Origin of the sequence: Pseudomonas sp. DR208, assembly GCF_019823005.1 — a bacterium.
Classification (GTDB): Bacteria; Pseudomonadota; Gammaproteobacteria; order Pseudomonadales; family Pseudomonadaceae; genus Aquipseudomonas; species Aquipseudomonas extremorientalis.
In genome coordinates, this window is the sequence record NZ_CP081944.1 from 1,201,982 (window position 1) to 1,222,429 (window position 20,448).

At 60.3% G+C, this 20,448-nt stretch carries 21 protein-coding genes; 14 read left to right on the forward strand and 7 right to left on the reverse strand.

The genetic code is table 11. The annotated features are described in order from the left end of the window. The first annotated feature begins 36 nt into the window (after positions 1-36). The 8 genes from rplM (at position 37) to K5K89_RS05250 (ending at position 5,834) form a co-directional block, all read left to right on the forward strand. Positions 37-465, forward strand: a complete 429-nt coding sequence (rplM, locus tag K5K89_RS05215) for a 50S ribosomal protein L13 (RefSeq protein ID WP_003188508.1) — start codon at positions 37-39, stop codon at positions 463-465. A gap of 14 nt (positions 466-479) precedes the next feature. Next, positions 480-872: a 30S ribosomal protein S9 gene (rpsI, locus tag K5K89_RS05220; RefSeq protein ID WP_002555064.1), complete on the forward strand. Its 393-nt coding sequence runs from the start codon at positions 480-482 to the stop codon at positions 870-872. 266 nt (positions 873-1,138) lie between these two features. After that, complete coding sequence (gene petA / locus K5K89_RS05225) at positions 1,139-1,732, forward strand: ubiquinol-cytochrome c reductase iron-sulfur subunit (RefSeq protein WP_016976232.1); 594 nt, start codon at positions 1,139-1,141, stop codon at positions 1,730-1,732. Next, positions 1,732-2,943 carry a cytochrome b gene (locus K5K89_RS05230; RefSeq protein ID WP_003171746.1) on the forward strand — a complete coding sequence of 404 codons (1,212 nt, stop codon included), beginning with the start codon at positions 1,732-1,734 and terminating at the stop codon, positions 2,941-2,943. The genes petA and K5K89_RS05230 overlap by 1 nt, the downstream gene beginning before the upstream one ends. Further along, positions 2,943-3,722: a cytochrome c1 gene (locus tag K5K89_RS05235; RefSeq protein ID WP_071491123.1), complete on the forward strand. Its 780-nt coding sequence runs from the start codon at positions 2,943-2,945 to the stop codon at positions 3,720-3,722. The genes K5K89_RS05230 and K5K89_RS05235 overlap by 1 nt, the downstream gene beginning before the upstream one ends. A 149-nt stretch (positions 3,723-3,871) precedes the next feature. Further along, on the forward strand, positions 3,872-4,489 hold the full coding sequence (locus K5K89_RS05240) for a glutathione S-transferase N-terminal domain-containing protein (RefSeq protein WP_049710008.1): 618 nt from the start codon (positions 3,872-3,874) through the stop codon (positions 4,487-4,489). 17 nt (positions 4,490-4,506) lie between these two features. After that, entirely contained in the window at positions 4,507-4,926 is a 420-nt protein-coding gene (locus K5K89_RS05245) for a ClpXP protease specificity-enhancing factor (RefSeq protein WP_071491124.1), read from the forward strand. Positions 4,927-5,084: 158 nt separating this feature from the next. Then, positions 5,085-5,834: a FadR/GntR family transcriptional regulator gene (locus K5K89_RS05250; protein ID WP_071491125.1), complete on the forward strand. Its 750-nt coding sequence runs from the start codon at positions 5,085-5,087 to the stop codon at positions 5,832-5,834. A gap of 24 nt (positions 5,835-5,858) precedes the next feature. On the opposite strand, the gene K5K89_RS05255 is transcribed toward K5K89_RS05250, so the two are convergent. After that, on the reverse strand, positions 5,859-7,016 hold the full coding sequence (locus K5K89_RS05255) for a phospholipase (protein ID WP_222540986.1): 1,158 nt from the start codon (positions 7,014-7,016) through the stop codon (positions 5,859-5,861). Between the two features lie 234 nt (positions 7,017-7,250). On the opposite strand from K5K89_RS05255, the gene kdgD reads away from it, so the two are divergent. From kdgD to K5K89_RS05280, 5 genes are all read left to right on the forward strand, one after another. Further along, positions 7,251-8,162, forward strand: coding sequence for a 5-dehydro-4-deoxyglucarate dehydratase (gene kdgD, locus K5K89_RS05260; RefSeq protein WP_092240718.1), 912 nt, complete (start codon positions 7,251-7,253; stop codon positions 8,160-8,162). A 54-nt stretch (positions 8,163-8,216) separates the two neighbouring features. Continuing rightward, complete coding sequence (locus K5K89_RS05265) at positions 8,217-9,662, forward strand: aldehyde dehydrogenase family protein (RefSeq protein WP_012722211.1); 1,446 nt, start codon at positions 8,217-8,219, stop codon at positions 9,660-9,662. A gap of 98 nt (positions 9,663-9,760) precedes the next feature. Continuing rightward, complete coding sequence (locus K5K89_RS05270; RefSeq protein WP_071491129.1) at positions 9,761-11,125, forward strand: MFS transporter; 1,365 nt, start codon at positions 9,761-9,763, stop codon at positions 11,123-11,125. Positions 11,126-11,136: 11 nt separating this feature from the next. After that, positions 11,137-12,690 carry a galactarate dehydratase gene (gene garD, locus K5K89_RS05275; RefSeq protein WP_071491130.1) on the forward strand — a complete coding sequence of 518 codons (1,554 nt, stop codon included), beginning with the start codon at positions 11,137-11,139 and terminating at the stop codon, positions 12,688-12,690. Positions 12,691-12,853: 163 nt separating this feature from the next. Beyond that, entirely contained in the window at positions 12,854-13,795 is a 942-nt protein-coding gene (locus K5K89_RS05280; RefSeq protein WP_222540987.1) for an AEC family transporter, read from the forward strand. A 107-nt stretch (positions 13,796-13,902) separates the two neighbouring features. Here K5K89_RS05280 and K5K89_RS05285 read toward each other — a convergent pair whose 3' ends face one another. The 6 genes from K5K89_RS05285 to gatC form a co-directional block, all read right to left on the reverse strand. Next, complete coding sequence (locus tag K5K89_RS05285) at positions 13,903-14,286, reverse strand: carboxymuconolactone decarboxylase family protein (protein ID WP_071491132.1); 384 nt, start codon at positions 14,284-14,286, stop codon at positions 13,903-13,905. After that, positions 14,283-15,329: a calcium/sodium antiporter gene (locus K5K89_RS05290; protein ID WP_222540988.1), complete on the reverse strand. Its 1,047-nt coding sequence runs from the start codon at positions 15,327-15,329 to the stop codon at positions 14,283-14,285. The genes K5K89_RS05285 and K5K89_RS05290 overlap by 4 nt, the downstream gene beginning before the upstream one ends. Before the next feature lie 58 nt (positions 15,330-15,387). Next, positions 15,388-15,759, reverse strand: a complete 372-nt coding sequence (locus K5K89_RS05295) for a septal ring lytic transglycosylase RlpA family protein (protein ID WP_071491134.1) — start codon at positions 15,757-15,759, stop codon at positions 15,388-15,390. A 158-nt stretch (positions 15,760-15,917) separates the two neighbouring features. Then, positions 15,918-17,363: an Asp-tRNA(Asn)/Glu-tRNA(Gln) amidotransferase subunit GatB gene (gene gatB, locus K5K89_RS05300; protein WP_071491135.1), complete on the reverse strand. Its 1,446-nt coding sequence runs from the start codon at positions 17,361-17,363 to the stop codon at positions 15,918-15,920. A 10-nt stretch (positions 17,364-17,373) separates the two neighbouring features. Continuing rightward, positions 17,374-18,825: an Asp-tRNA(Asn)/Glu-tRNA(Gln) amidotransferase subunit GatA gene (gatA, locus tag K5K89_RS05305; protein WP_222540989.1), complete on the reverse strand. Its 1,452-nt coding sequence runs from the start codon at positions 18,823-18,825 to the stop codon at positions 17,374-17,376. Between the two features lie 16 nt (positions 18,826-18,841). After that, on the reverse strand, positions 18,842-19,129 hold the full coding sequence (gatC, locus tag K5K89_RS05310; protein WP_071491137.1) for an Asp-tRNA(Asn)/Glu-tRNA(Gln) amidotransferase subunit GatC: 288 nt from the start codon (positions 19,127-19,129) through the stop codon (positions 18,842-18,844). 210 nt (positions 19,130-19,339) lie between these two features. Here gatC and mreB point away from each other — a divergent pair, with 210 nt between their 5' ends. Continuing rightward, a complete protein-coding gene (gene mreB, locus K5K89_RS05315; RefSeq protein WP_002555108.1) occupies positions 19,340-20,377 on the forward strand; it encodes a rod shape-determining protein MreB in 1,038 nt (345 codons plus the stop codon). The last annotated feature ends 71 nt before the right edge of the window (positions 20,378-20,448 follow it).

A 20,448-nucleotide genomic window follows, 5' to 3' on the forward strand; every position in this document is an offset into this window, starting at 1 on the left:
TCTAATTTACAGGGCGGCCCCTGAGGCTATTAAAGAATGACAACTTTTACTGCAAAACCGGAAACAGTTCAGCGCGACTGGTTTGTCGTCGACGCCGCTGGTCAGACCCTGGGTCGTCTGGCCACTGAAGTCGCCAGCCGTCTGCGTGGCAAGCACAAGCCTGAGTACACCCCTCACGTTGACACCGGTGACTACATCGTGATCATCAACGCTGAGCAGGTTCGTGTAACCGGCAACAAAGCAAGCGACAAAATGTACTACCGTCACTCCGGTTTCCCAGGCGGTATCAAGTCTTCCAACTTCGAAGGCCTGATTGCCAAGAAGCCTGAAGCCCCGATCGAAATCGCGGTCAAAGGCATGCTGCCTAAGGGCCCACTGGGTCGCGATATGTTTCGCAAGCTGAAAGTCTATGCGGGCGCTGTACACCCTCATGCTGCTCAGCAGCCCCAAGAACTGAAGTTTTAACGGAATAGTTCATTATGTCGGCGACTCAAAATTACGGCACTGGCCGTCGCAAAACCGCAACCGCTCGCGTTTTCCTGCGTCCGGGTACTGGTAACATCTCGATCAACAACCGCTCCCTGGACAACTTCTTCGGCCGCGAAACTGCCCGCATGGTAGTTCGTCAGCCGCTGGAACTGACCGAGACCGTTGAAAAGTTCGACATCTACGTCACCGTTATCGGTGGCGGTGTAAGTGGTCAAGCTGGCGCAATCCGCCACGGTATCACTCGCGCTCTGATGCAGTACGACGAAACCCTGCGTGGCGCTCTGCGCAAAGCTGGCTTCGTGACTCGCGATGCTCGTGAAGTTGAACGTAAGAAAGTCGGTCTGCGTAAAGCGCGTAAGCGTCCGCAGTACTCGAAGCGTTAATTCGCTTTACGTTCCACAAAAACGCCCAGCCTCCTCACGGAGCTGGGCGTTTTTTATTGCCTGCGATTTATGCAGAAAAATCGCCGTGACAACTTGCCACATCCGTAGACCCCCTATACTACAAGGCCTGGAGGCTGAGCCCCGGGCAATTCCCTTGTCAGACGTGGGGCTTTTCATTACCATTCGGCAAAATTTTTATAAGTAAAGATTCAACACTTAGTAGACGCCTGATTTAACAGGCCAAAAAGCTGATGGGAGAGGACTGAATGAGCAATGACGGCGTGAATGCAGGCCGGCGTCGCTTCTTGGTAGCAGCCACATCCGTGGTGGGTGCTGCAGGAGCGGTGGGGGCTGCGGTCCCGTTCGTGGGGTCATGGTTTCCCAGTGCCAAGGCGAAAGCCGCAGGTGCACCGGTGAAGGTGAATATCAGCAAGATCGAGCCAGGCCAGCAGATGATTGCTGAGTGGCGCGGCCAGCCGGTGTTCATTGTTCGTCGTACCGAGGAAATCCTGGGGAATCTCAAGAAGATCGAAGGCCAGTTGTCTGACCCCAAATCCGAGAAGTCCGACCAGCCCGCCTACGCCAAAAACGAAGTGCGTTCGATCAAGCCAGAGATCCTGCTGCTGGTCGGTCTGTGTACCCACCTGGGGTGTTCGCCAACCTTCCGCCCGGAAGTGGCCCCTGTCGACCTGGGCAAGGATTGGGTCGGCGGTTATTTCTGCCCCTGCCACGGCTCACACTACGACCTCGCTGGCCGCGTCTACAAATCCCAGCCTGCTCCCCTGAACCTGCCGGTTCCTCCGCACACCTACGAAACTGACGACCTCATTGTCATTGGCCTCGATAAGGAGAACGCGTGATGAGCAAGTTCATGGATTGGGTGGATGCGCGCTTCCCCGCCACTAAAATGTGGGAAGACCATCTCAGCAAATATTACGCGCCGAAAAACTTCAACTTCTTCTATTTCTTCGGCTCCCTGGCCCTGCTGGTGCTGGTCAACCAGATCGTCACCGGTGTGTGGCTGACGATGAGCTACACCCCGTCGGCGGAAGAGGCGTTCGCCTCCGTCGAGTACATCATGCGTGACGTCGAGTACGGCTCGATCCTGCGTCTGCTGCACTCCACCGGCGCCTCGGCATTCTTCATCGTCGTCTACCTGCACATGTTCCGTGGCCTGCTCTACGGCTCGTACCAGAAGCCGCGTGAGCTGGTGTGGGTGTTCGGCATGCTGATCTACCTGGCGTTGATGGCCGAAGCCTTCATGGGTTACCTGCTGCCGTGGGGCCAGATGTCGTACTGGGGCGCGCAGGTGATCATCTCGCTGTTCGGTGCGATCCCGGTGATCGGCAACGACCTGACCCAGTGGATCCGGGGTGACTACCTGATCTCCGGCATCACCCTGAACCGCTTCTTCGCCCTGCACGTTGTGGCCCTGCCGATCGTGATCCTGGGCCTGGTGGTGCTGCACATCCTGGCGTTGCACGAGGTCGGCTCCAACAACCCGGATGGCGTGGACATCAAGAAGCACAAAGACGAAAACGGCATCCCGCTGGATGGCATCCCGTTCCACCCTTACTACACCGTGAAAGACATTGTCGGTGTGGTGGTGTTCCTGTTCGTGTTCTGCTCGATCGTGTTCTTTTTCCCGGAGATGGGCGGTTATTTCCTGGAGAAGCCTAACTTCGAACAGGCCAACGCCTTCAAGACGCCCGAGCACATTGCTCCGGTCTGGTACTTCACGCCGTTCTACGCGATCTTGCGCGCGATCCCCGACAAACTCATGGGCGTGATCGCCATGGGCGCGGCCATCGCGGTGCTGTTCGTGTTGCCTTGGCTCGACCGTAGCCCGGTCAAGTCCATGCGCTACAAGGGCTGGCTGAGCAAGATCTGGCTGTGGGTGTTCTGCATTGCCTTCGTCATCCTGGGCGTCCTCGGTGTATTGGCGCCAACCCCAGAGCGTACGTTGCTGTCGCAGGTCTGCACCTTCCTGTACTTCGCCTACTTCATTCTGATGCCGTTCTACACCCGGCTCGAGAAGACCAAACCGGTTCCGGAAAGGGTGACTGGCTGATGAAAAAGTTATTCGTTGCTTTGATGCTTGCGGCGCTGCCGCTCCTGTCCTTCGCCGCCGAGCACGGTGGCCCGGCGCTGGAAAAAGTCGATATCGACGTGTCTGACAAGGCCGCCATGCAAGACGGCGCGCGTACGTTCGCCAACTACTGCATGGGCTGCCACAGCGCCAAGTTCCAGCGTTACGAGCGGGTGGCCGATGACCTCGGTATCCCCCATGAAATGATGCTGGAGAAACTGGTGTTCACTGGTGCCAAGATCGGCGACCACATGACCATCGGCATGAAGCCCGCCGACGCCAAGACCTGGTTCGGCGCGGCACCGCCCGACCTGACCCTGGTGGCACGTGTACGCGGCACCGACTGGCTCTACGGCTACCTGAAATCCTTCTACGAAGACCCGGCGCGCCCTTATGGCGTGAACAACCGTGTGTTCCCGAACGTCGGCATGCCTAACGTTCTGGTCGGCCTGCAAGGCAAGCAAGTGGTAGGATGCAAGCAGATTCAGGTCGTTGAAGACGGCAAGAAGCAATACGATCCGTTGACCGGCACACCTTTGACCCATGAAGCGTGCGATCAACTGAAGATAGAAACCCCAGGTTCGTTGACAGACGAGCAGTTCGACGAGAAGGTCAAGAACCTTGTGACCTTCCTGGCCTACTCGGCCAACCCGGTCAAACTGCAGCATCAGCGCATCGGTACCTATGTGTTGCTGTACCTGGCGTTCTTCTTCGTATTCGCCTATCTGCTCAAACGCGAATACTGGAAGGATGTGCATTGATCCAACCGTAAGCAATTGCTGTTAATCTTGCGCGCCCAGCGGCATCTCTGAATACGTAGCGGTCTGGTTGTTCCAGGCGTTACAGAGATGCTCTCTGGGCGCGCTCGTTTTTGAGCTTTCGATAATTTCAACAAGCGAGGAGGACCGCCATGGGCGTGACCAACCGGTTGGCCTGTTACTCCGACCCCGCCGACCACTATTCCCACCGAGTACGCATCGTGCTCGCAGAGAAGGGTGTCAGCGCCGAGATCATCAGTGTGGAAGCAGGTCGTCATCCACCCAAACTGATCGAAGTGAACCCCTACGGCAGCTTGCCCACCCTGGTCGATCGTGACCTGGCGTTGTGGGAGTCGACCGTCGTGATGGAATACCTGGATGAGCGTTACCCGCATCCACCCTTGCTGCCGGTGTACCCGGTGGCGCGTGCCAACAGCCGCCTGCTGATCCACCGGATCCAGCGTGACTGGTGCGGGCTGGTGGATCTGATCCTGGATACCCGCAGTAAAGAGGCGGCACGTGTACAGGCGCGTAAGGAATTGCGCGAAAGCCTGACCGGCGTTTCGCCGCTGTTCGCCGATAAGCCTTTTTTCCTCAGTGAGGAACAAAGTTTGGTGGATTGCTGCCTATTACCGATACTCTGGCGTTTGCCGATTCTTGGTATTGAACTGCCGCGGCCAGCCAAGCCGCTGCTTGATTACATGGAGCGCCAGTTTGCGCGTGAGGCTTTCCAGGCGAGTCTGTCTGGTGTCGAACGCGATATGCGCTAAGGCTTAAGGAGCCGCTGATGAACTCCAGTCGACCCTACCTGGTCCGTGCGCTCTATGAGTGGATTGTGGACAACGATTGCACCCCGCACATGCTGGTCAATTCCGAATTTCCTGCGGTTCAGGTACCGCAGGGTTTTGCCAGCGACGGGCAGATTGTGCTGAACGTATCACCCAGTGCCGTGCGCCACCTGCACATGGACAACGAAGCGGTCAGCTTCGAAGGGCGTTTCGGCGGCGTGCCGCATACGCTGTACGTGCCGATTGGCGCCATCCTCGGCATCTATGCCCGGGAGAATGGCCAAGGCATGGTGTTCGATCTGGAGTCGCCTTTCGAGGACGACGAATCGATCGAAAGCGAACAGGGCGATGATCAACCGCCACCGGATTCCGAGCCACCGCGTCCCAGCGGCCGGCCGAGCCTGAAAGTGGTGAAATAAACGGCGTTCCCCTCGGGGTTTGCCGAAAAAATGCCTCGACTTGTGTCGGGGCATTTTTTTGCGTGAAGGATGTGGATGAAAGTCGCGCCCGGACGGTGATCGTACAACCACCATGGGCTATGATGCGTGCTCACGTTCACCGAGAAAGATGATTCATCATGGAAAACGCCCACACCGCCCCTCGTCTTCCCCGCAAGCGCCGCAGCCTTGCCCAGGAATTGGTCACGGTGTTGTCCGAGCAGATCCGCGATGGCCAGCTCAAGCGGGGCGACAAGTTGCCCACCGAGTCGGCGATCATGGAGGCCCATGGGGTCAGCCGCACGGTGGTGCGGGAGGCTATCTCACGTCTGCAGGCGGCGGGACAGGTGGAAACCCGTCATGGTATCGGCACCTTTGTGCTGGACACGCCGAGCCCGAGCGGCTTTCGCATCGACCCGGCCACTGTGGTGACATTGCGTGATGTGCTGGCGATTCTTGAGCTGCGTATCAGCCTGGAAGTGGAGTCCGCCGGTCTTGCAGCTCTACGTCGCAGCGACGAACAACTGGCCGCCATGCGCGCTGCGCTCGATGCCCTGAATGAAAGCGCGGCCCACGCAGGCGACGCGGTGGCCTCCGACTTTGCCTTCCACCTGGAAATTGCCCTGTCCACCGGCAACCGCTACTTCACCGACATCATGACCCACCTCGGTACCAGCATCATTCCGCGCACCCGCCTGAATTCAGCGCGCCTGGCCCATGATGACCAGCAGCACTACATGAGCCGTTTGAGCCGCGAACACGAAGAGATCTATGAGGCGATTGCCCGCCAGGATTCGGATGCGGCGCGGGCGGCGATGCGATTGCATTTGACCAACAGCCGTGAGCGGCTGCGCCATGCCCATGAAGAGGCGGAGGCGCAGCGCATCTAGAAGTGCTGCCTGTAGGCGCGGTTGTCAGTTTGTCGGGGTGTTTGGCTTGTAGTCCTTGAGCAGCAGGTAAGTACTCCACCCCCACCAATCATTCGTCCAGCGCTTGTCGTTCAGGTCATTCACATCCTTGCGGCGCAGCACCTTGTCTCCCTCCATCTTGAACAGCGGCGAAAAGTTGTTCGCCGGGTTCTGTGCCGCATTCAGGTCGGGCACATACAGCGGTGCCTTGAAGTTGGCCGGGGAGGGCGCGGCACCACTGATAAACGTATCGAAGATCTCATCGGCTGAGGCTTGCACCGCACGTTTGACCTGCATCCGGTTGTCCGCATCGATATCATCGAAGTAGCGCTTGTCCCCATACGCATGCCATTGATCGCCCATGGCATTGCGTACGTTGAGCCCGAACTTGCTGTCTTCGTCATGCATGAAACGACTGATCAGCGAGCCCAGTTCACCGGGTGTCACCACCGCTGCCAGTTGTTTGCGCGGTACACGCAAGTGGCCTGCGGAGAACAGATCGGTCAAAAAATGATCGGCAAAACTGTTCATGGCATAGGCCAGTTCCAGCGCCTGGTCGGTACCGGTCTGATGGGCCACGACGGCTTGTTGCAACGCCGCCGTATGCCCTGCCAGGTACGCGGACAGCGCCCATTCGCCGAAATGATCGGCATTGTCCGCCGCCAACTTCAAATAGCGCCCCAGTGGAATCAGCGCCGACACCGCGCTGCCACCGCCGGTGATGCGGTTCCATTCCTCAGACAACGTATCACCCAAGGCGTCGTAGGCTTCATGGGCTTGCTTGCCATCCTTGATCGCCTGTTTGACCGCGTTGATCTCCTTTTGCATCACCGCGAGGATCTTGTGCGCTTCTTCCCGTGAAGCGGGCAGCACGGCGAGCGTGTTGAAAGCAGCGGTAAAGCGTTGCACGCGTTCGGCCGGGGAGGTGCCATCGCTGATGGGTTGGCCGGGGATGCCATAGAAGTCGCCGCCCAAGGCAATGACCTGGCCATAGGTCAACGCCAGGCCGTTGGGCAGGTGCAGCTCGACTTGGCGGGCGGGAATTGCCGGGGCTTCCTTGGCGAAGCGCAGCAGGGTGTCGTCGCCGATGGCGGTGTGTTCACCCCCTTCGAAACGCAGGACAGGTGGTTTCTTTTCGGATACTGCGAGATCAAGACCTGACATGTTAGCTCCTTGCTATGTCGTAGGAATCTTCCGTAATGGCTGTATGTATATACAGTTGTTGCGAGCATAGAGGAAAAACTTCCTACGTCAAGACGGCGCCCTTTAACCCCTCGTTGAATGAAGTCTGATCAATTGCAGTTGACGAATCTTTTTATAGTTGTACGATGACGTACGACATCACCAAAACCAACAACAACCTTTCGATAGAAAGTCTTCGCCCAGGGTGTTCGAATAATGAATCCACAAGAACTGAAGTCCATCCTCTCCCACGGTCTGCTGTCTTTCCCGGTGACCGATTTCAACGCCCAGGGTGACTTCCACCAGGCGGGCTACATCAAGCGCCTGGAATGGCTCGCCCCTTACGGCGCCACTGCCTTGTTCGCTGCCGGCGGCACCGGTGAGTTTTTCTCCCTCGCCGCCAGCGAATATTCCCAGGTGGTGAAAACCGCCGTAGATACCTGCGCCACCAGCGTGCCGATCCTGGCCGGTGTCGGCGGTTCGACCCGCCAGGCCATCGAGTACGCCCAGGAAGCCGAACGCCTCGGTGCCAAGGGCCTGCTGCTGCTGCCGCACTACCTCACCGAAGCCAGCCAGGACGGCGTTGCTGCTCACGTTGAAGCGGTGTGCAAGTCGGTCAAGATCGGCGTGGTGGTCTACAACCGCAACGTATGCCGCCTGACTGCGCCGCTGCTGGAACGCCTGGCCGAGCGCTGCCCGAACCTGATCGGCTACAAGGATGGCCTGGGCGATATCGAGTTGATGGTGTCGATCCGCCGTCGCCTGGGTGACCGTTTCAGCTACCTCGGTGGCCTGCCGACGGCAGAGGTTTACGCCGCTGCCTACAAGGCCCTGGGCGTGCCGGTTTACTCCTCGGCGGTGTTCAACTTCATCCCGAAAACCGCGATGGATTTCTACCACGCGATTGCCAAGGACGATCACGCCACCGTCGCCAGGATCATCGACGACTTCTTCCTGCCGTACCTGGATATTCGTAACCGCAAGGCCGGTTACGCGGTAAGCATCGTCAAGGCAGGTGCAAAAATCGCCGGCTACGACGCAGGCCCGGTGCGCACGCCGCTGACCGACTTGCTGCCGGAAGAGTACGAAGCCCTGGCCGCGCTGATCGACAAGCAAGGCGCGCAATAACCTATCTACAAGGCCGCTGAGCAATCAGCGGCCTTTTGCGTCAGGAGAAGATTTGTGTCCCAAGCCCAACGTTTCGATAACTACATCAATGGCCAGTGGGTGGCCGGTGCCGACTATTGCGTCAACCTCAACCCGTCGGAGTTGTCCGATGTCATTGGCGAGTATGCCAAGGCGGATGTCGCTCAGGTCAACACTGCCATTGATGCCGCCCGTGCCGCATTCCCAGCCTGGTCTACGTCCGGGATCCAGGCGCGTCACGATGCCTTGGATAAAGTCGGCAGCGAGATCCTCGCCCGTCGCGAAGAGCTCGGCACCCTGCTGGCCCGTGAAGAGGGCAAGACCCTGCCCGAAGCCATCGGTGAAGTGACCCGTGCCGGTAATATCTTCAAGTTCTTTGCCGGTGAATGCCTGCGCCTGTCCGGTGACTACGTGCCGTCGGTACGCCCAGGCGTCAACGTTGAAGTCACCCGTGAAGCCCTGGGTGTGGTCGGCCTGATCACGCCGTGGAACTTCCCGATCGCCATCCCCGCGTGGAAGATCGCCCCGGCCCTGGCCTACGGTAACTGCGTGGTGATCAAGCCTGCCGAGTTGGTGCCGGGCTGTGCCTGGGCCCTGGCCGAAATCATTTCCCGTGCCGGTTTCCCCGCCGGTGTATTCAACCTGGTGATGGGCAGCGGTCGCGTGGTTGGCGATGTGCTGGTCAACAGCCCGAAGGTCGATGGCATCAGTTTCACCGGTTCTGTGGGTGTTGGGCGCCAGATCGCCGTCAGCTGCGTCTCGCGCCAGGCCAAAGTGCAGTTGGAGATGGGCGGCAAAAATCCGCAGATCATCCTCGACGACGCCGACCTCAAGCAGGCCGTCGAGCTGTCGGTACAGAGCGCTTTCTACTCCACCGGCCAGCGTTGCACCGCTTCCAGCCGCCTGATCGTGACCGCGGGTATCCACGACCAGTTCGTCGCGGCCATGGCGGAGCGCATGAAGTCGATCAAGGTCGGCCATGCACTCAAGAGCGGCACGGACATCGGCCCGGTGGTGTCCCAGGCCCAGTTGGACCAGGACCTCAAGTACATCGACATCGGCCAGAGCGAAGGTGCGCGGCTGGTGAGCGGTGGCGGCCTGGTGACCTGCGACACCGAAGGCTACTACCTGGCACCGACGCTGTTTGCCGACAGCGAAGCCGCGATGCGTATCAGCCGTGAAGAGATCTTCGGCCCGGTGGCCAACGTGGTGCGCGTGGCGGACTACGAAGCGGCGCTGGCCATGGCCAACGACACCGAGTTCGGGCTGTCGGCGGGCATTGCCACCACCTCGCTCAAATACGCCAACCACTTCAAGCGCCATTCCCAGGCCGGGATGGTGATGGTCAACCTGCCGACTGCCGGTGTGGATTACCACGTTCCTTTCGGTGGCCGTAAGGGCTCATCCTATGGTTCGCGTGAGCAAGGTCGCTATGCGCAAGAGTTCTACACCGTGGTGAAGACCAGTTACATCGGTTCGTAAGACGCATCACCTTGTGGGAGCCGGATGCCTGCCGGCTCCCACACTAAAAACAGAAAACCATTACCCGCAAAAAAAATAATTAGTGGGAGTACTTCTACATGCAAGCGACCAAGCCGACCCACGTCCGCTATTTGATCCTGCTCATGCTGTTCCTGGTGACCACGATCAACTACGCCGACCGGGCCACCATCGCCATCGCAGGTTCCAGCCTGCAAAAAGACCTCGGCATCGACGCGGTCACCCTCGGTTATATCTTCTCTGCATTCGGTTGGGCCTACGTGGCCGGGCAAATCCCCGGTGGCTGGCTGCTGGACCGGTTCGGCTCGAAAAAAGTCTATGCCCTGAGCATCTTCACCTGGTCCCTGTTCACCGTGCTGCAAGGCTATGTCGGTGAATTCGGGGTCTCCACCGCCGTGGTTGCGCTGTTCATGCTGCGCTTCATGGTGGGCCTGGCCGAAGCGCCATCCTTTCCCGGCAACGCTCGGATTGTGGCCGCCTGGTTCCCTACCGCCGAGCGCGGTACGGCATCGGCGATTTTCAATTCGGCGCAATACTTTGCCACCGTGCTGTTTGCGCCGCTGATGGGCTGGATTGTCTACCGCTTCGGCTGGCAGCACGTGTTTATCGTGATGGGCGTGATCGGCATCATTTTCTCGCTGATCTGGCTGAAAGTGATCCACAGCCCGCGCCAGCACCCGATGATCAACGAAGCCGAGTTCAACCATATCGCGGCCAACGGCGCCATGGTCGATATGGACCAGGACAAAGGCAAGGGCAAGAAAACCGACGGGCCGAAGTGGGATTACATCCGCCAGTTGCTGACCAACCGCATGATGCTCGGCGTCTACCTGGGCCAGTACTGCATCAACGGCATCACCTATTTCTTCCTCACCTGGTTCCCGGTGTACCTGGTGCAGGACCGGGGCATGACCATCCTCAAAGCCGGTTTCATTGCTTCGTTGCCGGCAATCTGCGGGTTTATCGGTGGCGTGCTCGGTGGGGTAATTTCCGATTACCTGCTGCGCAAGGGCCATTCCCTGACCTTCGCGCGCAAGGCGCCAATCATTGGTGGCCTGCTGATCTCCAGCAGCATCGTGGCGTGCAACTACGTGGATATCGAATGGATGGTGGTCGGCTTCATGGCCTTGGCCTTCTTCGGCAAGGGCGTTGGCGCACTGGGTTGGGCGGTGGTGTCCGACACCTCGCCGAAACAAATCGCCGGCCTCAGTGGCGGCTTGTTCAACACCTTCGGTAACCTCGCGTCGATCACCACGCCGATTGTCATCGGCTACATCATCAGCACCACCGGTTCGTTCAAATGGGCCCTGGTGTTCGTCGGCGCCAACGCACTGGTAGCGGTGTTCAGCTATCTGGTCATCGTTGGGCCGATCAAGCGTGTAGTACTCAAAGAGCCGCCCACCAAGGGGCCTGAGTTGACCCACCTAACCGAAGCGCATTCCTGAGGGGCGATGTAATGCAGTTGATTGAACATGCCGACTCGCCGCGCTCGATTCGTTTGCACGAGCGCGACAACGTGGTGATCGTGGTCAATGACCAGGGCGTCCCGGCCGGGACCGAGTTCCCGGACGGCCTGGTGACCGTGGATTTCATCCCCCAGAGCCACAAAGTGACCCTGGAAGATATCCCCGAAGGTGGCCAGATCATTCGCTACGGCCAGATCATCGGTTATGCGCTGGCACCGATTCCACGCGGCAGCTGGGTGCAGGAAGATCAACTGCGCATGCCCACCGCGCCGCCGCTGGACAGCTTGCCGCTGTCCACCGAGGTGCCTGAAACCCAGGCGCCACTGGAGGGCTTTACCTTCGAGGGGTATCGCAACGCCGACGGCACCGTGGGTACGCGCAATATTCTCGGCATCACCACCACGGTGCAGTGCGTCACGGGCGTGCTGGACCATGCGGTCAAGCGAATCAAGGATGAATTGCTGCCCAGGTACCCGCATGTCGATGACGTGGTGGCGCTGACCCACAGCTACGGCTGTGGCGTGGCGATCACTGCGACGGACGCCTACATCCCGATCCGCACCGTGCGCAATCTGGCGCGCAACCCGAACCTGGGGGGCGAGGCCCTGGTGATCAGCCTGGGCTGCGAGAAATTGCAGGCCGGGCAGGTGATGCACGACAACGACAGCTCGGTGGACCTGAGTGAGCCCTGGCTGTATCGCCTGCAGGACTCCAGCCACGGGTTTACCGAGATGATCGAGCAGATCATGGAGCTGGCGGAGGTGCGCTTGAAGAAGCTCGACCAGCGCCGTCGCGAAACAGTGCCGGCGTCCGAGCTGATCCTGGGCATGCAGTGCGGCGGCAGTGATGCGTTCTCTGGCATCACCGCCAACCCGGCGCTGGGCTATGCCTCGGACTTGCTGCTGCGGGCCGGGGCGACGGTGATGTTTTCCGAGGTCACTGAAGTACGGGATGCCATCTACTTGCTGACTTCGCGTGCAGAGACGAAGGACGTTGCCCAGGAGCTGGTCCGGGAAATGGATTGGTACGACCGTTACCTGGCCAAGGGCGAAGCGGATCGCAGTGCCAATACCACGCCGGGCAACAAGAAGGGCGGGTTGTCGAACATTGTCGAGAAGTCCCTGGGTTCCATCGTCAAGTCCGGCAGCAGCGCGATCAACGGTGTGCTTGGTCCGGGTGAGCGTTTCAAGGGCAAGGGCCTGATCTTTTGCGCAACGCCAGCCAGTGACTTTGTGTGCGGCACCTTGCAACTGGCGGCGGGGATGAATCTGCACGTGTTCACCACCGGGCGTGGCACGCCGTACGGCCTGGCGATGGCGCCGGTGGTGAAGGTGTCGACGCGTACTGAGCTGGCGCAGCGCTGGCCGGACCTGATCGATATCGACGCCGGGCGCATTGCCACCGGGCGTGCGACTATCGAGGAGCTGGGCTGGGAGCTGTTTCACTTCTACCTGGATGTGGCCAGCGGCAAGAAGCAGACATGGGCGGAACACCACAAGCTGCATAACGACATCACCTTGTTCAACCCGGCGCCCATTACCTGAGACCGAGTCGCTTGTGTCGGGGCAAGCCCCCTCCCACATTTTGAACGGTGAGCACCGTCAGAGGTGGGAGGGGCTTGCCCCCCGATAGCGGTAGACCAGACGAAGCGGCCTGCACTGGCTTATCATTAGCCACCTAACGACGCTCACCAAGGTTCTCCCCGGCATGCTGGCAATTTTCCTCTCCACCCTCACCATCACCGCGCCGGTGTTTGCCATGCTGTTCCTCGGTGTGCTGCTCAAGCGCATCAACTGGATCAACGACAACTTCATCCATACGGCCTCGTCCCTGGTGTTCAACGTCACCATGCCGGCGTTGCTGTTCCTCGGCATCCTGCATGCCGACCTGCATTCGGCGCTCAAGCCGGGTTTGCTGATCTATTTTGCCGTCGCCACCTTGCTCAGCTTTGCCCTGGCCTGGGGCTGGGCGATCTTTCGTTGCCCGCGTGAAGACCGGGGCATCTACACCCAGGGGGCGTTTCGCGGTAATAACGGCGTGATTGGCCTGGCGCTGGCCGCCAGCATGTACGGTGACTACGGCATCTCCCTCGGCGCGATCCTCGCAGCGCTGGTGATCCTGTTCTACAACACGCTGTCGACCATCGTGCTGGCGGTGTACAGCCCGGTGATCAAGTCCGACCCGTGGAGCATCTGCAAGAGTGTACTGGCCAATCCGTTGATCATCAGCGTGATCGCGGCGGCGCCGTTCGCCTATTTCCAGATCGGCCTGCCCGGTTGGCTGGAAAAATCCATGCAGTACCTGGCGGACACTACCTTGCCGCTGGCATTGATCTGCATCGGCGGCACCTTGTCACTGGCGGCTTTGCGCAAGAGCGGCAACATGGCATTGAGCGCAAGCCTGATGAAGATGGTCTGGCTGCCGGTGGTCGCCACCCTGGGCGCCTGGCTGCTGGGCTTTCGCGGGGCGGAGTTGGGGATTCTGTTCCTGTACTTCGGCGCACCGACCGCCGCGGCGAGCTTCGTGATGGCCAGGGCGGCCGAGGGCAACCATGAACTGGCGGCAGCGATTATCGTGATCACCACCTTGATGGCGGCGGTGACCACGAATATCGGGATCTTTGTGTTGCAGGCGGGTGGTTGGATCTGAACGCCCGGGTGCCTGTGAGGGCCAATCGGGGGCAAGCCCCCTCCCACATTGGACGGGCGAGCACATTCAAAGTGGGAGGGGGCTTGCCCCCGATAGCTATCTGACCGTCACTGCTGATCGGTCTGATACGCGTCGATCACTTCCTGCGCGGCACGGAACGCATCAATCGCCGCCGGCACGCCGGCATACACCGCGCAATGCAGCAGTGCTTCGCGGATTTCCTCCACGGTACAACCGTTGTTCAGTGCGCCGCGCACGTGGCCCTTCAATTCCTGCGGGCACTTGAGCGCGGTCAGGGCGGCGAGGGTGATCAGGCTGCGGGTCTTCAGCGGCAACCCTTCGCGGTTCCATACGCTGCCCCAGGCATGTTCGTTGACGAAATCCTGCAACGGCTGGCTGAACTCGGTGGCATTGCCCAGGGCGCGGTCGACGAACGTATCGCCCATGACCTGGCGACGCATTTGTACCCCGGGCTTCTTCTGATCGGTCATTGCGCTTCCCTCTTGTGTTGGCGGCGCCAGGCTTGCAGCGTGCTGAACAACAGGAAAGCCACCAGCACTGGCAGGACGTAATACAGCATCAGTTGTTCAAGCTTGTTGGCCAGGGGCATGCCCGTGGTGAACGCCATCACGTGCAGCCCGTACGCCAGATACAGGCCCAGCAGTACCAGGCCTTCGGCGCGGGTCACGCGGTAACCGGTGTAGAACACCGGCAGGCACAGCACCACCACGCCGAGCATCACCGGCAGGTCGAAATCCAGGGCATTGGGCGACACCGACAGCGGAGACGGGGCGAGCAGGGCGGTCAGGCCCAACACGCCGAGCAGGTTGAACAGGTTGCTGCCGATCACGTTACCCACGGCAATGTCCCGCTCGCCGCGCAAGGCGGCGATCAGTGACGTCGCCAGGCAGGGCAGGGAGGTGCCGACACCGATCAAGGTCAGCCCGATCACACGTTCCGACAGGCCCAGGTCGCTCGCCACATCCACCGCCGCGCCCAACAGCAAATGCCCGGCCAGCACCAGGATCAGAAAACCACCGATCATCAGCACCACGCTGCTCAGCCACGGCGCCCTGGCCACCGTGTCCAGGGTGCGCGGGCGGCGGGAGTGGCGCGTCTGGTAGTGCAATACGCCGAGGTAAGCGAGCAGGGCAACAAGCAGCATCAGGCCGTCGATGGGCGTGAGTTCTTCGTTGGCCGCCAGGGTGAACACCAGCAGCCCGGCCAGGATCATCACGGGGATGTCCAGGCGCACCAACTGGCGTGAGACCCGCAGCGGAATAATCAGCGCCGACAGGCCCAGGGTCACCAGGATGTTGAAGATGCTGCTGCCGATCACGCTGCCCACGGCGATATCAGTATTGCCGGCCAGGGTGGCTTGCAGGCTGACAGTCATTTGCGGTGCGCTGCTGCCGAAGGCGACGATGGTCAGGCCGATGATCAGTGGCCGCACCTTGAGGCTAGCGGCCAGGCGCACGGCGGCACGCACCAGGATTTCGGCACCGAGGATCAGCAGCACCAGGCCGCTGACCAATTCCAGCAGGCTCCAGGGCGAGAGGGCGGTTAATCCGAAAATGGCCAGGGCTCCGTTTTCAATTGCTCAGGGCTTGCACGCGAACTCGCGCCGTACCGCTGCCGATCATACCCAGCTGTTGGGCGGCCTTGCGTGAAAGATCGATCAAGCGCCCACGTGTATGCGGGCCGCGATCATTGATGCGGACAACCACGGATCGGTCGTTGTCGAGATTGGTGACCTTGACCTGCGTGCCGAAGGGCAGGCGCCGGTGGGCGGCGGTCAGGGCGTTCTGGTTGAAGGGTTCACCGCTGGCAGTTTTCTTGCCGTGGTGTTTGGCGCCGTAGTAGGACGCAGTGCCGGTTTCGTCGTAGCCGTTGGGGTCGATGAGGCCGCTGGCGCAGCCGGCCAACAGGGAGAACAGGGCCAGGAGGCCGAGTAGACGCTTCATTTCCAGGTTATCCCCCTATTGAATGTGGGAGGGGGCTTGCCCCGATAGCGGCGCGTCAGTCAATAGAATTGCTGGCTGATACACCCTCATCGGGGGCAAGCCCCCTCCCACAGTAGGCCGAGTTGAGCATGAGGTCTCACTCGGTCTCTTCATCGCTGTCAGCCTTCGAGTTTGCTTTTCAGCAATTCGTTCACCTGTTGCGGGTTGGCCTTGCCTTTGGAGGCTTTCATCGCCTGGCCCACAAAGAAGCCGAACATCTTGCCGCGCTTGGCTTCGTCTGCCGCACGGTATTGTTCGACCTGCTCGGCGTTGGCCGCGAGCATTTCATCCAGCACAGCCGAGATCGCGCCGCTGTCGGTGACTTGCTTGAGGCCGCGCTTCTCGATGATCTCGTCGGCGCTGCCTTCGCCGCCGGCCATGGCTTCGAACACGGTCTTGGCGATTTTGCCGGAGATAGTGTTGTCCTTGATGCGCAGCAGCATGCCGCCCAGTTGCTCGGCGCTGACCGGGGCCTCGTCGATTTCCAGGCCTTGCTTGTTCAACAGGCTGCCCAGCTCAACCATCACCCAGTTGGCCGCCAGCTTGGCGTCACCAGCAATGTTCACGACTTTTTCGAAGTAGTTGGCTTGCTCGCGGCTGGACGCCAGGACGCTCGCATCGTAGACCGACAGACCGAACTGTTCCTGGAAGCGCTCGCGTTTCTGCTGCGGCAGTTCCGGCAGGGTGGCGCGGATCTCGTTGAGGAACGAGTCCTCCAGCACCACCGGCAACAGGTCCGGATCGGGGAAGTAACGGTAGTCGTTGGCTTCCTCTTTGCTGCGCATAGCGCGGGTTTCGTCTTTGTTCGGGTCGTACAGGCGAGTTTGCTGGATGACCTTGCCGCCGTCTTCGATCAGCTCGATCTGGCGACGCACTTCGCTGTTGATCGCTTTCTCGATGAAGCGGAACGAGTTGACGTTCTTGATCTCGCAGCGAGTGCCAAACTCAACCTGGCCCTTTGGACGGATCGACACGTTGCAGTCGCAACGCAGCGAGCCTTCGGCCATGTTGCCGTCGCAGATGCCCAGGTAGCGCACCAACGCGTGGATGGTCTTGACGTAGGCCACGGCTTCCTTGGCGCTGCGCATGTCCGGCTCGGACACGATTTCCAGCAGCGGCGTACCGGCACGGTTCAGGTCGATACCGGTCGCGCCGGGGAATTCTTCGTGCAGGCTCTTGCCGGCGTCTTCTTCCAGGTGCGCACGGGTCACGCCGACGCGCTTGATGGTGCCGTCTTCCAGCGGGATGTCCAGGTGGCCCTTGCCGACGATCGGCAATTCCATCTGGCTGATCTGGTAGCCCTTGGGCAGGTCCGGGTAGAAGTAGTTCTTGCGCGCGAACACGTTGTGCTGGCCGATTTCGGCGTCAATCGCCAGGCCGAACATCACCGCCATGCGCACCGCTTCCTGGTTCAACACCGGCAGTACGCCGGGCATGCCCAGGTCGACCAGGCTGGCCTGGGTGTTGGGCTCGGAGCCGAACGTGGTGGCGCTACCGGAGAAAATCTTCGATTGGGTGGCGAGCTGGGTATGAATCTCCAGCCCGATCACGACTTCCCATTGCATAGTGTTCTCCTCAGAAGCCGGTAGGGGTGCGAGTGTGCCAGTCAGTGTTCAACTGGTACTGGTGCGCCACATTGAGCAGGCGGCCTTCCTGGAAATACGGGGCGAGCAATTGCACACCGACCGGCAGGCCATCGACGAAACCGGCGGGCATGGACAAGCCCGGCAGGCCCGCGAGGTTGGCGGTGATGGTGTAGAGGTCTTCGAGGTACGCAGCCACCGGGTCGCCGTTCTTGGCGCCGAGTTTCCAGGCCGGGTTCGGCGTGGTTGGGCCGAGGATCACGTCGACGTGTTCAAAGGCGGCCATGAAGTCGTTCTTCACCAGGCGACGGATTTTCTGCGCCTTCAGGTAGTACGCGTCGTAGTAACCGGCCGACAGGGCGTAGGCGCCGACCATGATGCGGCGCTGCACTTCGGCGCCGAAGCCTTCGCCACGGGAACGTTTGTACAGGTCGGTGAGGTCTTTCGGGTTTTCGCAGCGGTAGCCGAAGCGCACGCCGTCGAAACGCGACAGGTTGGAGGAGGCCTCTGCCGGCGCGATCACGTAGTACGCAGGAATCGCGTGCTGGTTGTTCGGCAGGCTGATCTCCTTGATCACCGCGCCGAGGCCTTCCAGCGTCTTGACGCTGTTGTGCACCAGTTCGGCGATGCGCGGGTCGAGGCCGGCACTGAAGTATTCCTTCGGCACGCCGATGCGCAGGCCCTTGAGCGAGGTGTTCAGGCTGGCGCTGTAGTCCGGCACGGGCTCATCGATGCTGGTGGAGTCCTGTTTATCGAAACCGGCCATGCCTTGTAACAATATCGCGCAGTCTTCGGCGGTGCGGGCCAGGGGGCCGCCCTGATCGAGGCTGGACGCGTAGGCGATCATGCCCCAGCGGGAAACGCGACCGTAGGTCGGTTTCAGGCCGGTGAGGTTGCTGAACGCGGCAGGCTGGCGGATCGAACCACCGGTGTCGGTGGCCGTGGCGGCCGGCAGGAAGCGTGCGGCGACGGCTGCAGCCGAACCACCGGACGAACCGCCGGGCACGTGCTCCAGGCTCCACGGGTTTTTCACCGCGCCGTAGTAGCTCGACTCGTTGGCCGAACCCATGGCGAATTCGTCCATGTTGGTCTTGCCCAGGGTCACGGCCCCGGCGGCAGCCAGCTTGGACACCACGGTGGCGTCGTAGGGGGCTTTAAAGTTGTCGAGCATCTTCGAGCCGCAGCTGGTGCGAATGCCCTGGGTGCAGAACAGGTCTTTGTGGGCAATCGGCGCGCCCAGCAGTGGGCCATTTTCACCGTTGGCGCGACGTGCGTCGGCGGCCTTGGCCTGGCTCAAGGCCAGCTCTTCGGTGAGGCTGATGAAGCTGTTGACCTTGGGGTCGTGCTCGGCGATACGCGCCAGCAGGGTCTTGGTCAGCTCTTCGGAAGAAAACTTTTTGTCGGCGAGACCGCGGGCGATCTCGGCCAGAGTCATGTGATGCATTGCAGGCTCTTTCCCTTTAGTCGATGACTTTCGGAACCAGGTACAGGCCGTTTTCGACCGCTGGCGCGATGGACTGGTAGGCCTCGCGATTATTACTCTCGGTCACGACGTCAGCGCGCAGGCGCTGGCTGGCTTCCAGTGGGTGAGCCAGGGGCTCGATGCCGTCGGTATTCACGGCCTGCATTTGGTCGACCAGCCCGAGAATGCTGTTCAGGGCGGCGGTGGTCTGTGGAAGATCGACTTCATTGAGGCCCAGGCAGGCCAGATGAGCGATTTTTTCCACGTCGGAGCGTTCAAGCGTCATGGGAATCTCCAGTGGAAAACAGAACGGAGGCTGTCCGTGTGTTAGATTGTCGGAACACTACCGCATTTCTACGGTCTTACGGCCGCGATTGTGGGGTTAGGTGCACAGAAAGTCGGCCAATTTAGCACATTGGCGCCTTGCCCAAAATCCCTGTCGTTGTTAGAGTTTGCCGCACTTTTTTACCCACGCGTTGCCTAGGGTCCCTTTCCCATGTTCAAGAAACTGCGTGGCATGTTTTCCAGCGATCTTTCCATTGACCTGGGCACTGCCAACACCCTTATTTACGTGCGCGAGCGCGGTATCGTCCTGAATGAGCCATCGGTTGTGGCCATTCGGACCCATGGTAATCAGAAAAGTGTCGTTGCCGTCGGCACCGAGGCCAAGCGCATGCTCGGCCGTACACCAGGCAATATTGCTGCCATTCGTCCGATGAAAGACGGCGTGATCGCAGACTTCAGTGTCTGCGAGAAGATGCTGCAGTACTTCATCAACAAGGTTCACGAAAACAGTTTCCTGCAGCCCAGCCCTCGTGTGCTGATCTGTGTTCCATGCAAGTCCACCCAGGTTGAGCGTCGTGCCATCCGTGAATCGGCCCTCGGTGCCGGTGCCCGTGAAGTGTTCCTGATCGAAGAGCCAATGGCTGCTGCGATCGGTGCCGGCCTGCCGGTTGAAGAAGCGCGCGGTTCGATGGTGGTGGATATCGGTGGTGGTACCACTGAAATCGCCCTGATTTCCCTGAACGGTGTGGTGTATGCCGAGTCCGTCCGTGTAGGCGGCGACCGCTTCGACGAAGCGATCATCACTTATGTGCGCCGTAACTACGGCAGCCTGATCGGCGAATCCACCGCAGAGCGCATCAAGCAGGAAATCGGCACCGCCTATCCAGGCGGCGAAGTACGCGAAGTCGATGTTCGCGGTCGCAACCTGGCCGAAGGCGTGCCACGTGCCTTCACCCTGAACTCCAATGAAGTGCTGGAGGCTCTGCAGGAGTCCCTGGCGACCATCGTTCAGGCCGTGAAGAGTGCCCTGGAGCAATCGCCGCCGGAACTGGCTTCCGACATCGCCGAGCGTGGCCTGGTACTGACCGGTGGTGGCGCCTTGCTGCGTGACCTCGACAAATTGCTGGCCCAGGAAACCGGCCTGCCGGTGATCGTCGCCGAAGACCCGCTGACCTGTGTTGCTCGCGGTGGTGGTCGTGCACTGGAAATGATGGATAAACACACCATGGACCTGCTTTCCAGCGAATAAGCCTTTGCTGATGAGCCCATGTTTCGCCCGCAGGCAGCACTTTGCAGTGCTGCCTGTTGGCGTTTATCTTC

Coding starts and splice junctions, on each gene's coding strand:
- garD (WP_071491130.1), top strand. CDS start 11,137: ATGCAGTTGATTGAACATGCCGACTCGCCGCGCTCGATTCGTTTGCAC.
- K5K89_RS05250 (WP_071491125.1), top strand. CDS start 5,085: ATGGAAAACGCCCACACCGCCCCTCGTCTTCCCCGCAAGCGCCGCAGC.
- gatB (WP_071491135.1), bottom strand. CDS start 17,363: ATGCAATGGGAAGTCGTGATCGGGCTGGAGATTCATACCCAGCTCGCC.
- K5K89_RS05245 (WP_071491124.1), top strand. CDS start 4,507: ATGAACTCCAGTCGACCCTACCTGGTCCGTGCGCTCTATGAGTGGATT.
- K5K89_RS05295 (WP_071491134.1), bottom strand. CDS start 15,759: ATGAAGCGTCTACTCGGCCTCCTGGCCCTGTTCTCCCTGTTGGCCGGC.
- rplM (WP_003188508.1), top strand. CDS start 37: ATGACAACTTTTACTGCAAAACCGGAAACAGTTCAGCGCGACTGGTTT.
- mreB (WP_002555108.1), top strand. CDS start 19,340: ATGTTCAAGAAACTGCGTGGCATGTTTTCCAGCGATCTTTCCATTGAC.
- rpsI (WP_002555064.1), top strand. CDS start 480: ATGTCGGCGACTCAAAATTACGGCACTGGCCGTCGCAAAACCGCAACC.
- K5K89_RS05235 (WP_071491123.1), top strand. CDS start 2,943: ATGAAAAAGTTATTCGTTGCTTTGATGCTTGCGGCGCTGCCGCTCCTG.
- K5K89_RS05255 (WP_222540986.1), bottom strand. CDS start 7,016: ATGTCAGGTCTTGATCTCGCAGTATCCGAAAAGAAACCACCTGTCCTG.
- gatA (WP_222540989.1), bottom strand. CDS start 18,825: ATGCATCACATGACTCTGGCCGAGATCGCCCGCGGTCTCGCCGACAAA.
- K5K89_RS05285 (WP_071491132.1), bottom strand. CDS start 14,286: ATGACCGATCAGAAGAAGCCCGGGGTACAAATGCGTCGCCAGGTCATG.
- K5K89_RS05280 (WP_222540987.1), top strand. CDS start 12,854: ATGCTGGCAATTTTCCTCTCCACCCTCACCATCACCGCGCCGGTGTTT.
- K5K89_RS05240 (WP_049710008.1), top strand. CDS start 3,872: ATGGGCGTGACCAACCGGTTGGCCTGTTACTCCGACCCCGCCGACCAC.
- K5K89_RS05230 (WP_003171746.1), top strand. CDS start 1,732: ATGAGCAAGTTCATGGATTGGGTGGATGCGCGCTTCCCCGCCACTAAA.
- petA (WP_016976232.1), top strand. CDS start 1,139: ATGAGCAATGACGGCGTGAATGCAGGCCGGCGTCGCTTCTTGGTAGCA.
- K5K89_RS05270 (WP_071491129.1), top strand. CDS start 9,761: ATGCAAGCGACCAAGCCGACCCACGTCCGCTATTTGATCCTGCTCATG.
- kdgD (WP_092240718.1), top strand. CDS start 7,251: ATGAATCCACAAGAACTGAAGTCCATCCTCTCCCACGGTCTGCTGTCT.
- gatC (WP_071491137.1), bottom strand. CDS start 19,129: ATGACGCTTGAACGCTCCGACGTGGAAAAAATCGCTCATCTGGCCTGC.